The 14,889-nt window shown below is 69.8% G+C and carries 16 protein-coding genes; 5 read left to right on the forward strand and 11 right to left on the reverse strand.

The window, feature by feature from the left end:
- The first annotated feature begins 2 nt into the window (after positions 1-2).
- Both Prubr_RS24725 and Prubr_RS24730 read left to right on the forward strand, forming a co-directional pair.
- Entirely contained in the window at positions 3-272 is a 270-nt protein-coding gene (locus tag Prubr_RS24725) for a hypothetical protein (RefSeq protein WP_212817297.1), read from the forward strand.
- A 149-nt stretch (positions 273-421) separates the two neighbouring features.
- On the forward strand, positions 422-820 hold the full coding sequence (locus Prubr_RS24730; protein ID WP_212817299.1) for a hypothetical protein: 399 nt from the start codon (positions 422-424) through the stop codon (positions 818-820).
- A gap of 698 nt (positions 821-1,518) precedes the next feature.
- Here the strand turns inward: Prubr_RS24730 and Prubr_RS24735 are convergent.
- Entirely contained in the window at positions 1,519-1,866 is a 348-nt protein-coding gene (locus tag Prubr_RS24735) for a hypothetical protein (protein WP_212817301.1), read from the reverse strand.
- Positions 1,867-2,108: 242 nt separating this feature from the next.
- On the opposite strand from Prubr_RS24735, the gene Prubr_RS24740 reads away from it, so the two are divergent.
- Positions 2,109-4,379, forward strand: a complete 2,271-nt coding sequence (locus Prubr_RS24740) for an ATP-binding protein (protein WP_212817303.1) — start codon at positions 2,109-2,111, stop codon at positions 4,377-4,379.
- Between the two features lie 124 nt (positions 4,380-4,503).
- Here the strand turns inward: Prubr_RS24740 and Prubr_RS24745 are convergent, their stop codons facing one another.
- A complete protein-coding gene (locus tag Prubr_RS24745) occupies positions 4,504-5,061 on the reverse strand; it encodes a hypothetical protein (protein ID WP_212828958.1) in 558 nt (185 codons plus the stop codon).
- 75 nt (positions 5,062-5,136) lie between these two features.
- On the opposite strand from Prubr_RS24745, the gene Prubr_RS24750 reads away from it, so the two are divergent.
- Positions 5,137-5,760 carry a DUF6000 family protein gene (locus Prubr_RS24750; protein ID WP_212817305.1) on the forward strand — a complete coding sequence of 208 codons (624 nt, stop codon included), beginning with the start codon at positions 5,137-5,139 and terminating at the stop codon, positions 5,758-5,760.
- On the opposite strand, the gene Prubr_RS37065 is transcribed toward Prubr_RS24750, so the two are convergent.
- Positions 5,701-6,081, reverse strand: coding sequence for a class I SAM-dependent methyltransferase (locus Prubr_RS37065; protein WP_246567591.1), 381 nt, complete (start codon positions 6,079-6,081; stop codon positions 5,701-5,703). The two genes, Prubr_RS24750 and Prubr_RS37065, sit on opposite strands and share 60 nt — an antisense overlap.
- Positions 6,082-6,503: 422 nt before the next feature.
- On the opposite strand from Prubr_RS37065, the gene Prubr_RS24760 reads away from it, so the two are divergent.
- Positions 6,504-6,725, forward strand: coding sequence for a hypothetical protein (locus tag Prubr_RS24760; RefSeq protein WP_212828960.1), 222 nt, complete (start codon positions 6,504-6,506; stop codon positions 6,723-6,725).
- Positions 6,726-6,754: 29 nt separating this feature from the next.
- Here Prubr_RS24760 and Prubr_RS24765 read toward each other — a convergent pair whose 3' ends face one another.
- The 8 genes from Prubr_RS24765 to Prubr_RS24800 form a co-directional block, all read right to left on the reverse strand.
- On the reverse strand, positions 6,755-7,558 hold the full coding sequence (locus Prubr_RS24765; protein ID WP_246567593.1) for a 3'(2'),5'-bisphosphate nucleotidase CysQ: 804 nt from the start codon (positions 7,556-7,558) through the stop codon (positions 6,755-6,757).
- Between the two features lie 38 nt (positions 7,559-7,596).
- Entirely contained in the window at positions 7,597-8,409 is an 813-nt protein-coding gene (locus Prubr_RS24770; RefSeq protein ID WP_246567595.1) for an ABC transporter permease, read from the reverse strand.
- On the reverse strand, positions 8,406-9,605 hold the full coding sequence (locus Prubr_RS24775; RefSeq protein ID WP_212817307.1) for an ABC transporter ATP-binding protein: 1,200 nt from the start codon (positions 9,603-9,605) through the stop codon (positions 8,406-8,408). The genes Prubr_RS24770 and Prubr_RS24775 overlap by 4 nt, the downstream gene beginning before the upstream one ends.
- 80 nt (positions 9,606-9,685) lie before the next feature.
- Positions 9,686-10,690, reverse strand: a complete 1,005-nt coding sequence (locus Prubr_RS24780) for a CE1 family esterase (protein ID WP_246567597.1) — start codon at positions 10,688-10,690, stop codon at positions 9,686-9,688.
- A gap of 112 nt (positions 10,691-10,802) precedes the next feature.
- Positions 10,803-12,635, reverse strand: coding sequence for a hypothetical protein (locus Prubr_RS24785; protein ID WP_212817311.1), 1,833 nt, complete (start codon positions 12,633-12,635; stop codon positions 10,803-10,805).
- A gap of 110 nt (positions 12,636-12,745) precedes the next feature.
- Positions 12,746-13,711 (reverse strand): sulfotransferase, encoded by a 966-nt coding sequence (locus Prubr_RS24790; protein ID WP_212817313.1) that lies wholly within the window; start codon positions 13,709-13,711, stop codon positions 12,746-12,748.
- 17 nt (positions 13,712-13,728) lie between these two features.
- The gene (locus tag Prubr_RS24795; protein WP_212817315.1) at positions 13,729-14,550 is read right to left on the reverse strand and encodes an alpha/beta fold hydrolase; all 822 of its coding nucleotides are present in this window, start codon (positions 14,548-14,550) and stop codon (positions 13,729-13,731) included.
- Positions 14,547-14,879, reverse strand: coding sequence for an acyl carrier protein (locus Prubr_RS24800; RefSeq protein ID WP_212817317.1), 333 nt, complete (start codon positions 14,877-14,879; stop codon positions 14,547-14,549). The genes Prubr_RS24795 and Prubr_RS24800 overlap by 4 nt, the downstream gene beginning before the upstream one ends.
- Positions 14,880-14,889: the final 10 nt, after the last annotated feature.

Genomic DNA, 14,889 nt, shown 5'->3' on the forward strand with positions numbered 1-14,889 from the left:
GCGTGCTCGAAGGTATCGACGACAACAGCCTCGACGAGATCGCCCGAATCGCTTGCGGCGGCGACGATTACCCCGTGTACCGGCGTGCGGCCGAGCTGCCCAAGCTTCTACAACATGCCGGCTGGGAGAATATTCCTCCATACAACGGCGAGCAGCGCCGGAGCTGGCTCACCGATCAACTCCGTCGACGTCGAGACACACCCGGGCCATTGACGCGCTCGTCTGCCGCCTTGCCGATCGGCGCGAGTACGTCCATCGCAACGAGCCTCTAGCCGCCGCCGAGGTCACCAAGCTACTCAACAGTGTCCTCGTCATCGAAGGCTTTGAAATTGCGCACAGTCAGGGGCGACCCGTCATCCGCCCCTACAAGCAGCCAGAGGATCAGGAACAACAGTCACCAGACGTCATGCTCCATGTGGCCATGACAGACATCGTCCGTGACGCCGACTTCGCCATCGTCCTTGAGAGCCGACTAAACGAGGCGCGCATCTGCGACCGTAACGGCGCCTACACCAGCGCGATCATCATGCTCGGCAGCCTTCTGGAAGGCGTTCTTCTCGACGCGGTCAAGGCCCGCATGCCCAACTCTGGAAAACCCCTCGACAAGTGGACCCTGCACGAGTTGATCGAGACCGCCCACCGCGAAGAGTGGATACAGGCCGATGTTCGCGGCTTCGCTGGAAAGCTGCGCGAATATCGCAACCTCGTGCATCCCAACGCCCAAGTTAAAATCGGCCACGCCCCAGACCGCGACACCGTCAGCATGTGCTGGCCCGTGATCAACGCAGCCCTCAATGACTTGGCGGCTACCGCAATGTGATAAATCTCAGATACCATTTACAGTCCCTCTGTGCAAGGAGGTGACGACTTCGCGCGCGGTGGTTTGCATGTCGGGCAACGCGCCACAACAGTATTCGATCATGTGGTTGAGGGTGGGGATGTGCTGTCGGAGTCCCCCGTTTACCCCCCCCCCCCCCGAAAACACCTGCCTGCGGTTGACGGGCAGTGGCAAGAGACGATCACTGCTTGATCGCGTCTGTGCAGCCCAGCACCAATTTCTGATTGCCAATGGCAAGGCTGGAATCGCTACTTTCGGTAACCCGTGCGTCGCAGGTTCGAATCCTGCCGGGGGCGCCAGACAGATCTTGTGCAAACCAACCCGGACGGCGCCGCCGTCCGGGTTGTCCGATTTAAATGCCCACACAAATGATCAACCTGCTGTCGGTCGGATGGACCGGTGGGGTAGTGGTATCGATCGCCCCTCGAACACAGATTTTGCGCATCGATGCGCAGTTCTCTGTATTGGGTGTTCAAGTGTTTTGAACACCCAATCTGTCGTTTTCCGTTACTGCGGGTCACCGGCGTGGGGGAACGGGAGTGGTCGTGGTCGGTCGGGCCACGGTGCGCCGATGGCTACACCTCGCCGCCGGTGACCGGGTACTCGTCGGGGCTGACCCTGCTGCCTGGGTGCTCTGGACCATGGTAGAGGTCGCTCGACCTACCTGCCGAGGGCTGGCCTCATAGTTGGCGAACAGTCGGGTTTCTGGGGCAGTGGGCGCCGCAGCCGCGCGGATAGCCGACCGATACAGTTCGTATATGGATATCGACGCCATGGCCGACCGGCTGGCCGGTCGTGTTCGGTACGCGTTGGCGCAGTTGCGTTCCCGAAACGGCCACCACATTTTCGAAGATATCTGCCGAGAGCTGAGTCGGATCCGCATTACACCGAACATTCTTCCAGCTACTGGGCCTGTCAGTAGCGGCGGCGATCAGGGCCGTGACTTCGAGTCCTTTCGCGGCTTGGGTGCAGGCCGGATCGCGTTTGTCTGTACGCTCCAGCAAGATCGACTTAAGGAAAAGATTCAAGCAGACATCGCCGCAGTGATGGGGGCGCACCGGTCGAGGCAGTATACGCCTTCTGTGAGGCTAACCTTCCCGTTTCTCGTCGCCACGAACTCCAGAAGTGGGCGGCAAGGACCCATGAGGTCGAACTGGAGATCATAGACGGTAACGCGCTGGCCGAGTTGCTCGCGGCGCCGGATGCGTATTGGATCGCTGTCGCGTACCTGGGTCTACCAGCTTCGCAGGGCGGAATCCGGTCCGATCCGGTGCCTCCGGCGCAGCTTCCGGCTGCGAATGCCGACTTCACTGGCCGCGAGCGTGAACTGACGGATTTGCGGGAGCGGTGCAAGGCTGGCGGGCCGCGTCTTATCGTGGTCAGCGGAGCGCCCGGTGTCGGCAAGTCGGCGTTGATCGTCCGTCTCGCCGGAGAACTCCGTAGTTCATTCCCCGACGGGCAACTCTATGCTGATCTGCGTGGGGCAGATCGGCAGCCGTTGACTGCCGGCTTCGTCCTCGGGTTGTTCCTCGGTTCGCTTGGCGTGGACGCGATCCCGGACGATCTCGAGGCGCGGGTGGGTGCGTACCGCACGATGCTTGCTAATCGCCGCATGCTGGTGGTGCTGGACAACGCGACGAGCGAGGCGCAGGTGCGGGCGCTCGTGCCAGCGGCGGAGGGCTGCTTGGTCCTGGTTACAAGCCGCAGCCCGTTGCCAGCGCTGGACGGGGCAGAACCATACTGCCTTGGCGCCCTTGATCCAGATGAGTCGTTCGCGTTGCTCGGGGCCGTTGCTGGGCCTGGCCGCATGGATTCTGACCCCGACGGCTGCTACGCGATTGTCAGGCACTGTGGAGGGCTTCCGCTCGCGGTTCGCATCGCGGCTGGACGGCTGCGAGCTCGTTCCGATTGGACGCCGACGCACCTAGCGCAACGCCTGGCTGACACGCGGCGCCGGCTCGACGTGCTGCACATCGGCGACCTTGATGTCCGCGCCTGCTTCGACCTTTCGTACCGGGATCTGGACGCAGAGTCGGGGTGTCTTTTCCGGCGGCTGTCGGTGATCCCGGGGCCGACCTTCTCAACTGAGCTCGCCGCCGCACTAGTTGGACTACCCACTGTGGAGGCGGAGGAACTGCTGGATCGGCTTGTCCTCGACCAGCTTGTGACCTCGGCAGGAGCGCCCGGCTACTACACCATGCACGACCTGCTGTGGCTGTTCGCCACCGACTGCTTCAAGGAGGCCGGTGATGACGCACAACACCATACGACGGTGGTCCTCGACTGGTATGCCAGGTGGCTCGTTCGGGCTAACACCGATCGCCTCAAACGGATATCCCGAGATGATTGGTGGGCCGCGCCCGACCAACCGTTACCTGCCGAGGAGGTCGCCTCGGTGGTCGCATGGCTAGACGCCGAAGCGATCAACCTCAATGCTGTCCTGCGGTGCAGCGACCGGCTTGGGCTTGACCGATACACAGCAACGTGCGCCGTTCCTGTCAGCCGATTCGCCCACCGGCGAGGGCTGGGCGTCGAGTGGGCAGAGGCGATCGACATCGGGCTAACGGCGGCTCGGCGTAGTGATGACAGCGTTGCACAGATACGGCTTCTCTTCGAACGGGGTGAGTTGTTTGCCTCGTCTGGCCAGTGGGAGCAAGCGGTCATGCACTGGGGCGAGGCGGTCGAACTCACAGACGATGCGACACCGCCAGACATGGTTGGAACGCTGCACACCCGGCTCGCCCACACGTACATCTACCTGGGGCTTAGAGAGGACTCTGAGCGAGAAATCGCTGCGGCCCGGGACGCCTTCGCGAAAATCGATCCGGCACTAGCCTCGTTGTCGTACGCCGTATTCCGCAGCGGAGCCCTAGGCTCGGCTGGGCAAACTGAGGACGCAGTAACCCTTCTGGAGCGCGATGTCATCCCGAACTGTGACCGTTTATCTTTCCATAGTCAGGTCGAAGTGAGAAGCCGGCTGGCCAACTCTTACTCGGCGTTGGGGCGCCACGTCGAAGCGCTACAACAATTGCGGATTTGCCTCAACCTGTGCCGGGACCACGGCCTGCGCGCGATTGAGCCCGTCATTCTGCTCTTGCTCGGCGAGGAGTACGAACATCTTGGAATCCAGGGTCGGGCTGTCAAACTTTGGGAAGAAGGGCTGGTGATGGCTCATCAGGAAGTTTATCCGGCGACGGCCGGAGTCCTGGCGATGCGGTTAGGACGATCGCGATTCGCGAGTGGCGACCTTGCCGGGGCCCGCGAGCTCTTTGCCAAGGCGGTGGATGGGTTTGGTACTGCCGTGCACGCCCACCAACGTGCCATCGCCTGGCACAGCGTTGCATCCGCGCAATGGCGCCTCGGAAAGTGGGACGATGCCGAGGCCGCTTGGACGTGGGCGTTCGCTGCCTTGCAGGAGTACGCGGACCGAACCGAGGGCGACCGGTACAGACGCTCGATCGAGCAGGCGCGTGCGGCGCTGAAACGCGCCTCCGAGTTCGTTCAGAACCCACCGCAGGTGGGGCCCCACCTTGACCTTTAACCTGCGGAGGGCCTCTCCTCGGCGATCCTGCGTGGACTCGGCAAGTCGTGGTGCCTGGAGCGTGAACGCCACCCGCCAGGGCACACCGATCAAGTGCTTCGCCGGCAGCGGCGAGCCACTGCGGTCAGCGGTCGGCCCGTACGGGGGCCGGCAGCGCCTCGGGTGCCGCCGGTGTAGCTGTTCCCGAGATTGAGCCACAGCGTGCCGGGCGGTGAAAGAATCCGCCCCGCCTCGTCGAACACGGCCACGAGCCGGTCCACGTACTCGTCGATGGTCGGCTCGAGCCCGTACTGAAGATCGCCCCACACGGCGCCGCACCGGCGACACGACGCGCCGTCCGTGCGCCGTTCCGCTGGCCGATGTGTGCACGTAGGGTCGCCGTCGCGTCACCGCCGGTGCCATAGTCACGCAGTGACCAGAACGGCGGGCGGGTGACGATGCAGTCGACGTTGCCGTCCGGCACTGCGGCGAGGACCTGCCGAGCGTCGCCGAGATACAACTCGACCGCGCCGATCCGGTGGTACAAGTAGCGGTCCAGTGAGGTGGGTTCGGTCATGCCGGCACCGTCCACCGGTGCGGGCACAGCAGCAGCCCGCAACGCGGCGACCGCCTGTTGGGGGACGACGCCGTTGCCGAGGACCCGTAGCGCGAGGGTGCGGGGCAGGTCGAGCTCGGCGAGCACGCGCCGCCTGGCGAGTGATCCGCGCCCGGCGGGAACATGGTCGCTGGTGGCAATGTGATCAGGAAGGATGCGACCATGACCTATCCGTCGTCCCTGCCGGACCCGGGAACTGACACCATCCGCCGCTACGTGATCACCACACGCGCTGACGACGAGGGTCGATACGCTCGATATCTGGACCTGCTCCACGGCAACTTCATCGACCGCCCTGACGGAGGCCAAGCTGAGTTCATCAGCGCTCTGAAACACGATGCCGAGCAGGTCAGCGACGCTGAGCTTACCTTCCTGCTGCAAATCGGCGGCTTCCCGGAATGGCGCGGGCGGCTCACCGCCGCATGGCTTATCGGCCTTGGTCAGAAAACCCAGTTCCGCGACAGTATCGGCGAACTGCTGTTGGAAAGCCGGGTCTGCTTTAGCGGCCAGGGCTACTGCGTCGCGCTGGCCGCCTTCGGCACTCGGCGCGACGCAGAACTCCTGATTGGCTACCTCGACCATTACCTGCCACAGGTCGACCTGCGCTACGACCAGCACTGGGCCCTCGGCGCGCTCATGCACCTCGACACCAGCCTCGGCACCCGCCACGCCGACCGATACGTGGCACCCGGTGGACTCTGGGACATCTGGAACAAGCGCTACCCCTCAGGCCAGATAGACCCGGCCAGCTATCAGCACCTCATCGCCACAGCCGTTAGCTTGTGACGTCGAGCACACCGGTCGAAAAATGTCCAGTTGAAGCAGGAACAGCCGGTCGCGGCGTGGGGTGCACTGATGTCGGATGCGCGTAGGCATAGCCAGGATGTCGACCGGGGCGACCTTCGTCCAGTCGACGGTGCGGATGTCGCCGAGGTTGGTGATCCCGGGCCAGCGGTAGGCCAGGACGGTGGTCGCGTGCCGGTCGGTTTCGGCGTACCAGGCGAGCCGGCCGCCGAGCACCAGCTCGACGGCCAGGTCGAGGCCGCCGTACCCGCTGTACACCGATCCGACCCGGGGCCCGGCCTGTGGGGTGGGGCGCTCATTCACGCCACCTTCCGCACCTGTCCGCCACCGCCGCCCGGCGGGGTCGCCTCAGGCGGTTGCTCGTTCGGGTGGGGCAGGTCCACGGACCGCACCCCGTTGCCGCGGCCCTTGGCAGGTGCCCTCGCCCGACAGAAGCACGGTGGGGCGTGGAAACCCGATCGTCGGACCGCCAGAGCCAGGCGGCGATGTCGGAGACCGACGGGACCTCGGCCGGGAGGGTGCCCGAGCCGGACAGCGCCTCCCAGCGCCCGGGCAGCGCTGCCGTCAGCAGGGTGGGTCTCATCGGCTACTCCGAGACCTGTTGACGTGGTCATCAAGAGCATGCCCTCCTGGGTCCCCCCGCCGGACGAACCATCCTGACGTTCGGTAGGCCCCTGTGGCGACACGCTGGTGCGGCAGACGCCACCAGGCGTCGCCGTCGACCAGTGTCGCGTAATCGTGATCTGGCCGCGCCGAGTACCCCGCAGCCGGGGCACGGCCAGCAGGTGGGGCGCCAGGACATGTACCAGGTCACGCAACATCGGCCTCGACGGCCGGCCGAGGTGCGGTGGCCCTCGCCGCCGCTCACCACCGTCCGGCAGCCGCTGGCCGAGATAAGCATGCTCGCCGCCCACACCGTGCCGCGGGCGGCCCGGGCCGCCGGCTGACCCCGACGACCGGGCCCCGGGGCCACGGGTCAGGCCGCCACTCGGCTCTGCAGGGCGGCGAGCAGCGGCGCCGCCAGGTCGGTCCGGCACACCAGCAGGTCCGGCAGCTTCGGGTCGGTGCGGTTGTACGTTAGCGGTGCCCCGTCGATCCGGGACGCGTGCAGCCCGGCCGCCGTCGCCACCGCCACCGGCGCGGCCGAGTCCCACTCGTACTGGCCGCCGGCGTGGATGTAGGCGTCCACCGTCCCGTCGACCACCGCGGCGATCTTCGCGCCGGCCGAGCCCATCGGCACCAGTACCGCGCCGACCTCGTCGGCCAGGGCGGTCAGGAACGCCGGCGGCCGGCTTCGGCTCACCGCCAGCCGCACGGCCGTGCCGTCCGGCGGCGCCGGTGGGTACGGCGGCGCGCTGTCGGTGGCCAGGACCCGGTGCTGGGCCGGCAGCGCGACCGCCCCGGCGGCCAGCCGGTGCGTACTGGTCGCGGAGCGGCTCCAGAGCGCCACGTGCACCGCCCAGTCGGCCCGTCCCTCCTCGGAGAACTCGCGGGTGCCGTCGAGCGGGTCGACGATCCAGACCCGGTCGGCGGTGATCCGGGCCGGCCCGTCACCCCCGTTCCAGGACCGCCGCGCGTCGTCGTCCTCCTCGGACAGCACGGCGTCGGTCGGTCGGTGCCGGGCCAGTTCGGTACGCAGGAACTCGTGCGCGGCCCGGTCGCCGGCGACCTTCAGCGCCGCCGGATCGGCGTGCCCACGGGCCGCCCGTACCTGTAGCAGCAGCTCACCGGCGCGGCCGGCCAGCCAGTGGGCGAATGCGTCGTCGGACTCGGGAGGCACGACATCTCCTCGGGAGGACGGGGCGGGCGGTTGCCGGCTCACTGGACCGCCCGCCGGGCGAAGCAGCGGACGCTGACCCAGGTCAGTACGGTGGCCACCCCCGTCAGCACGAGCAGGCAGAGCCACGCCGGCAGGTGCGGTACGGCCGGCAGCAGCGCCCCCCGCACCCCCTCCGACGCGTACGTCATCGGGTTGGCGGCGGTGACCGCCTGGTACCACGGGGTCGTGTCGAGTTGGGGCCACGGGTAGTGGATGCAGCCGGTCCAGATCAGCGGCGTGACGATCACCGAGAACGTGACGTTGATCCGCTGGACCGGCAGGATCGTCGCCAGCGTCATCCCGATTCCGCCGCCGATCCACGCCCCGAGCAGCGCGACCAGCAGCACCTGCGGCAGCCCGGCCGGCCGCCACGGCGCCGAGCCGACGACGAGGGCGCCGAGCGGATACATCAACACGGCGGCGAGCAGGCCCCGGATGGTGGCGACGACCAGCTTTTCCACCGCGACCAGGTCGGTCGACAGCGGGGCGAGCAGCCGGTCCTCGATCTCCCGGGTGAAACCGAACTCCTTGACCAGTGGCAGGGCCACGCTCTGCAGGGCGGTGGTGACCGCGGCGAGCGCGATGACCCCGGGCAGGAACAGGTCGGCGAACGACCGTTCGACGATGCCCTGCCCGCCGAGGATCGTGTCGAAGACGAAGAGCATGAACAGCGGGGTCAGCCCGACCTGGATCAGGATCACCCACGACTCCTTGCCGGTGACCATCAGGTCGCGGCGCAGGATGGCCAGGAATACCGTGGCGGCACCCGGGCGGCTGCCGGCCGCCGGCCTCGGACTGTCCAGGGTGGTCACCGCGGCTCCCTTCCGGTGAGTTCGACGAAGACGTCCTCCAGGCTCGGCGTGCCGATGTGGACGTCGTTGAGCTCCGCCGACCGGCCGGTGAGCACGGCCGTCGCCGGTGCGAGCAGGGTGGCGGGGGCGGCGGCCACATGCAGCCGGATCCGGAGCCGGGCCCGCCCACCCTGGGCCGGCAGCCCACCGCCGGGGCCACCACCCGGGCCGGTGCCGGCCGCACCTGCGCGCGCCCCGCCGGCCGCACCGGGCGCCCACGGACCGCCGCCACCGGCGGCTAGGGCGGCCAGCACCGCCCGCCGGGCGGCCGGACCGTCGGCGCTCCCGGCCAGACCCGCGAACGCGCCGCCCCCGGCCCGTACCGCCGGCCCGGCCGGCAGCGCGAGCCGTTCCGCCTTACGTACGCCGTCGACCTGCCGAAGCGCGGCGACCAGCCCTTCCGCGGTGTCCGACGGGGCCGGGGTGACGGTCAGGTCCAGGATCGACTCGCCGGCCAGCCCGCGTACGAGGTTCTGCGGGGTGTCGAGGGTGAGCAGTCGGCCGTGGTCGACGATGCCGACCCGGTCGACGACCGCGGCGGCCTCGTTCATCTGGTGCGTGGTCAGTACGACACAGACCCCGCGCCGTGCCATCTGCCGGACCCGCCGCCAGATGAGCAGCCGGGTCTGCGGGTCCAGGGCGTTGGTCGGCTCGTCGAGGAAGAGTACCGCCGGCTCGTGCATCAGCGCCCGGGCGATCATCAACCGCTGGGCCATGCCACCGGAGTAGACGTCGATCCGGCGGTCGGCGCGGTCGGCCAGCCCGAAACCGTCCAGCAGGTCCGCCGCCCGGCGTTCCCGTTCGGTCCGGCGTACGCCGTGGTAGGCGGCGTGGTAGACGAGGTTCTGCCGTGGTGTCAACGCCCGGTCCAGGTTGTTGTGCTGCGGCACCACCGCCAGTTGGGCGCGGGCGGCGACCGGGTCCCGGCCGACGTCGACCCCGCCGACGAGGGCCTGCCCGCCGGTCGCCCGGATCCGGGTGGTGAGGATGCCGACGGTGGTCGACTTGCCGGCACCGTTCGGGCCGAGCAGCCCGAAGATCTCGCCCGGTCGTACCGTGAAGGACAGCCCGTCGACCGCGTTGCCGCCGCCGCGGGGATAGCGCTTGACCAGGTCCCGGACCTCGACCGCGAGGTCCGGACCGTCTCTGCTGGGCATCTGCCCCTCCTGATTCTGCCCGTGCCGGGAAGCCGGTCCGACCGCCGGGGCGGGGCAGCCGACCGGCCGCCCCGACCCGGTCAGCTGCCGGCCTGCCGGGGATGTTCGCTGAAGAACCGCCAGATGGTCTCGGTCGCGTCCAGCGCGGTGGACGGTGGATCGGCGTTGCGGAGCCGCTGGGCGGCCGCGCCGGGCCACTGGTGTCCGGCGTCGGCGATGGTGACCAGTTCGACGGCCCGCCCGGCCGGGCAGGCCGCGACCGACCGGGTGACCGGGGTCTCGGTGGTCACCGCCGGCTCCGCGCAGCCGGCCGCCTCCCGCCAGAGCGCGTCGAGTTCCGGGATCGACAGGCCCTCGATCCGTACCGGGTTGCGGCCGGTCCCGCCGTTGTCGAGGCGGCCCGGACCGCCGTCGTACCGGATCACCTCGTCGAGCCGGCCCTGGATGTGCAGCACCGACGTCGGCGCCGGGTCCGGGCACCCGCCGACCAGTTTGGTCGCCACGGCGCCGACCGCCGCGAAGATCTCGGTGTCGCAGGCGAGCCGGTACGCCAGCATCCCGCCATTGGACATCCCGGTGACGTACGTGCGGGCCGGGTCGACCGGCAGCGTGTCGGCGATGTCGTGGACGACCTCGCTGACGAACGCGACGTCGTCCACGCCGTCCCGGGCCGGCGGACCACAGCAGTCCGGGGCGACCGCCCAGGACCGGTTCAGCCCGTCGGGGAAGGCGACCAGGAAACCGTCCCGGTCGGCCTGCGCCGGCCAGCCGTACGCCTCCTCGGCCTGGCTGCCGGTGCCGAGCGCGCCGTGCAGCATGACCACCAGCGGCACCGGCCCGGTCGCGGTGACCGACGCCGGCCGGTAGAGCCGGTAGCCGCGTTCCCGGCCGTCGACCTCGAGCGTGTGGGTCGTGGTGCCGACGGCCGGCGACGGCGGACCGGACGGCGGCGGGTCGGACGGCCCGGGGGCGGACCGGTCGCCGCCCGTGCAGCCGGCGAGGACCGCGACCAGTCCGACGGCCAGCAACACCGGCAGCGGGCCGCGCGGCACGGTCCGGCCGCAGGACAGGGTTGAAGGCATCATGCGCATACTTTCGCCCGTGGAAGTTGGTGACCTGTGAACTTCTGCCACCTTGTGTCAGGTGTGCACCGTTGCCCGTACGGCGGCTGCGACCGCCGCCGTACGCCGGTGCCGCTCAGTACCGCCAAGCATTGATCTTCAACAGCTCCCAGCCGCCCTCGGGAACGTCGTCGTCCGGGTCGGTCCGCAGGTTCATCGGGTTGGCCATGCCCAGGTAGACGGTCGACCCGTCGCTGACCATGTTGCGGACGCCGTAGTTCAGGTAGTTGCCGAGCCCGGTGTTGTTCACCACCTCGGCCGGCCGGTTCGGACCGAGGAACGCGAACAGGTCGGCGCCGTACACCGGATCCGGTCGGGGTGGCGGGGCGGCCGACACGCCCGGCGTCGCCCCCAGGGCCGGCGCGGCGGCCAGCGTCGCCGCCGTCGCCCCCGGCAGGTCGAGCCGCGCCGCCGTCTGCTGGCCGAGCTCCTTGGAGATGTAGCTCCAGTCCATCGTGCCGACGAAGAGCTTCCCGCCTGCGACGACCATCTTCCAGGTGTAGTTGTTGTATGGGTTGCCCATCCCGGAGGTGCCGTGCTTCGGCGTGTAGCCGGTCGACGCGGCACGCCACGCGCCCGTGCCACCGTTCGCCGCCGGATCGAAGGCCGGCAGCTCGACGGCGCCGTACAGCAGCTCCACGTTCTGCCACGGGGTGCCGAGGTTGCGGCCCTGGAAGACGCTGATCGCCCGCTGGGTGTTCTGGACCGTCGCCCGGACCCCGGCCTCGTTCTTCGGCGGGTACGCCGCCAGGTGGACCGTCGTCGCCTTCAGCGGCACGTGCATGGTGCCCCAGAACAGGTAGCCGCCGTACGACGCCAGGCCGCCGAGCGCGTAGGCCCGCGCCACCACCGGGTCCGGCTCGTACGACGACACGTTCCACACCTGCTGCCACGAGCCGGCGTCGGCGGTGGTGAGTCCGGGGTCCCCGACGAACAGCAGCGGACTCATCCACACCGCGGCGAAACCGGGCGTCGGATCCTCGACCGCCGGCGCCGGAGCGGACAGCGTGTCGTCGCTGTCACCGGGCCACGTCGTCACGAAGATCCGGCCGGCGTGGACGGTGAGGTCGGCGGCCTGGGCGGGCAGGTCGGCGACGACCGCGAACCGGAACGGATCGGTCTTGCTGCCGGTCCAGCGCAGCACGTGCCCCCGGTTGCCACCGTTGGCGCCGACCCCGACCCCGGCGTACAACTCGCCGTCGGCGACGACGAAGTGCCGGATGTTGCCGTACGCCGGCAGGTTGACCGAGCCGAGGAAGCCGCCGGTGTCGGTGTCGAACGCGAACAGGTTGATGCTCTCGCCGAGCGCCGGCCCGCCGACGAAGGCCACCCCGCGGTGGGTGCCGGCGGCCCGGATCCCGGCGGTGGTGGTCAGCCGGTTCGCGTCGTCGGTGGACGCCTCCCGGATCAGTCCGGTCTTCTCGGTCAACCGCTCGGCCCGGGTGTCGTAGGTGTAGATCCGCGGCGGCCGGTGGTCGCCCAGGGTCGGCGGCAGCGTCGGGTTGCGCTTGGCGATCTGGCTCTCGCCGTACTCGCAGACCCAGTCCTCGTTGAGGTTCGGGGTCGTGTTGCGCAGGTTGCGGCCGCTGGTCAGGCAGTTGACGTTGGCGCCGGTCCCGAACCACAGGTCCTTGCCGGCCCGGGTGATCCCCCATAGGTACGACTGGTTCACCTTCGCCTGACCGCTCGCACACGGCGGGCCGGGCGGGTACGCCATCCCGATCCCGTCGAAGCACTCGTCCACCTGGGCCTTGGCCAGCAGCTCCCAGGCCTCGTGAGGACCGGACGTGGCCGGGCCGGGGTCGGCCGGCGCGGCCAGCGCGGCTGGTGCTCCGGCCAGCGCCGGCAGCAGCCCGAGGACGGCGACGGCGGCCAGCAGCCGACGCGCGGAGATCCGGAATCGATCCACCGACTACCTCCCTTTCCACTCTGGGGTGCGGGCCCGCGCCCGCCCTCCTCCTGCGATGCGGATCTGCGTCCGGGCCGGGCGGCCCGGACGGTGGCCGGAACGACGAACAGTCAGGCGGTGGCGGCGGCCGGCCGGCCCCGCGCCGGGTCGACGACCCGGTCGGCGACCCGCCCGGCCCACTCCGCCGGGTCCTCGAAACCCAGGAAGGCGCCGACCCGGGTCAGTTCCCCGACCGGGTCGGCGACGAGGTCCTCGTACCGCATCCGGTGCAGGTGCCGCGGCGGCACGTCCGCCAGCGCCTGCTCGGCCTGACTGGTCATGAACGCGCACAGGCCGAGGTAGCGGCGGATGTCCTGCCCCCGCTCGCGCAGCGCGTCGGCGGTCAACCGGTCCGGCAGGAAACGTTCCAGCTCCTGCGGTACGGCCTGGCCGGGCTCCACCCGGAACGGGTCCAGCCCGCACCGGCCGAGGAACTCCACCCGCAGCTGGATCAGCTGGAACGACGGGTGCCGGCTCATCGACCGGGCGGTGTCCTCCCGGTTGCGGCCCAGGTAGACGATCCGCGCGTCGGGAAACCCCTGCAACAGGTACGGGGCGACGTGGCTGGAGCCGCCGGACCGCTCCACCCAGCGGGCCCGGCCGGTCAGTCCGGCCAGCAGGTCGAGGAAACTCTGGTGGTGCGCGGCGACCGACTGGGTGGGGAAGTCCGGCACCCGCTCGGCGAGCCGGTCGAACAGCGCGTCCGGATCCGACGTGAGCTTGGACAGGGTGATCGCGAGGATCCGGGGCAGCTCCGTCATCCGGTCCGCCCACCGGCCGGTCCGCGGGTAGCGGACCTCCTTCGGCGGCAGCCCGATCCGGAACAGCGTGGCCAGCTCCGGCTTGGGGCTGGCCAGCACCGCCCAGTAGTCGGCGCCGCTGATCACCTCTGCGCTGCGTGCCCACGGCGCGACCGACATGAAGAACTCCTGGGCCGACAGCGTCCGCGGCTCCTCGGCGATCAGATCGGACAGCAGCGTCGAGCCGCACCGCCCGTTGCTGATGACGATCGACCGGCCGGTGATCGGGCTGTCCATCGCAGACCTCCTCTGGTTCACGGGGTGGTGGGTAGGGCCAGGTCGAGCGCGCACTCCCGCGCCAGCCAGGCGAAGACCGGTCGGCGGACCGCCTCCGGCCGGTCGACCAGGACGGAGTGCTTCTCCTCGGGCAGTACGACGGCACGGGTCTGCGGCAGCAGCCGGCGTACGGCCGGCAGCAGCTCCACCACCGCCGACCGGCCGCCGTAGACGCAGAGCACCGGGCAGCCGATCGCGGCGAGCCGGTCGGTGGCCGGCAGCCGGCTGTCCGGCAGTTCGCGGGCCAGCGAGGTGGCGGCCAGCAGTTGCCGGGTTCCGGCCGCCCGGCGCCCGGCCGTCGGCCCCCGGCGGGCGTCGATCTCGGCCACCGCCCCGTCCTGCGGCAGGCGGGCGGCGACCCGGTCGAGGCGCCGGCCGACCCGGGCCATCCACGACGCGGTCGGCGGCGCGGACTCGACGGCCACGATGCCGGCGACCCGCTCCGGATGCCGGGCCGCGAAGCCGAACGCGATCGTGCCGCCGAACGAGTTGCCGAACAGCAGCAGCGGGCCGGCGACGTCCAGTTCGGCCAGCAGCGCCGCCAGGTCGCCGACGAAGTCGTCCAGGGCGTAGCCGGTCGCCGGCCGGTCGCTGCGGCCGTGCCCGCGCAGGTCGTACAGCAGCACCGGAAGCCCGGCCCGGGTCAGCGGCTCGGCCATCGTGAAGTACCAACTCGCCATCGTGTCCGAGGCCATGCCGTGGATCAGCACCGCGGTCGGGACCGGACCGGTGGCGCGCGGCACGTGCGGATCCAGCCGCTGCACGTGCTGGATGATCCCGTTCGCCCGGACCAGGGTCACCGGCCGACCGCCGCGGCCGCGGTCCCGGCCCCGTCCGCGCCGGCCCCGGGTGCCGTGAGCGACCCGGCGATGTAGTCGACCAGTTGGCCGACCCGCAGCTCGCCGACGGTGGCCAGGTCGAGCTTGGCGACGAAGTGCGCGAAGTTGACGCTGTCGCCGTACCGGGCCTGGAGCCGGCCGGCGAGCGAGACGACGTCGATGCTCTCCATCCCCAGGTCGTCCCGGAAGGTGGTGTCCATCGTGATCGTCTGGTCGGCCACGAAGTCGCCCAGCACGGCGTGGATGATCTCGGTGAGGTCGGCGAGAATGCTGGCCTTGGCCGCGGGCATGGTCGGTGCT

The organism is Polymorphospora rubra, from assembly GCF_018324255.1.
Taxonomy (GTDB): Bacteria; Actinomycetota; Actinomycetes; order Mycobacteriales; family Micromonosporaceae; genus Polymorphospora; species Polymorphospora rubra.

What these genes read in the sequence shown, in the direction of transcription:
- Prubr_RS24730 (WP_212817299.1), top strand. Translation starts at nt 422, where the DNA reads ATGACAGACATCGTCCGTGACGCCGACTTCGCCATCGTCCTTGAGAGC.
- Prubr_RS24750 (WP_212817305.1), top strand. Translation starts at nt 5,137, where the DNA reads ATGACCTATCCGTCGTCCCTGCCGGACCCGGGAACTGACACCATCCGC.
- Prubr_RS24775 (WP_212817307.1), bottom strand. Translation starts at nt 9,605, where the DNA reads ATGCCCAGCAGAGACGGTCCGGACCTCGCGGTCGAGGTCCGGGACCTG.
- Prubr_RS24780 (WP_246567597.1), bottom strand. Translation starts at nt 10,690, where the DNA reads ATGATGCCTTCAACCCTGTCCTGCGGCCGGACCGTGCCGCGCGGCCCG.
- Prubr_RS24790 (WP_212817313.1), bottom strand. Translation starts at nt 13,711, where the DNA reads ATGGACAGCCCGATCACCGGCCGGTCGATCGTCATCAGCAACGGGCGG.
- Prubr_RS24800 (WP_212817317.1), bottom strand. Translation starts at nt 14,879, where the DNA reads ATGCCCGCGGCCAAGGCCAGCATTCTCGCCGACCTCACCGAGATCATC.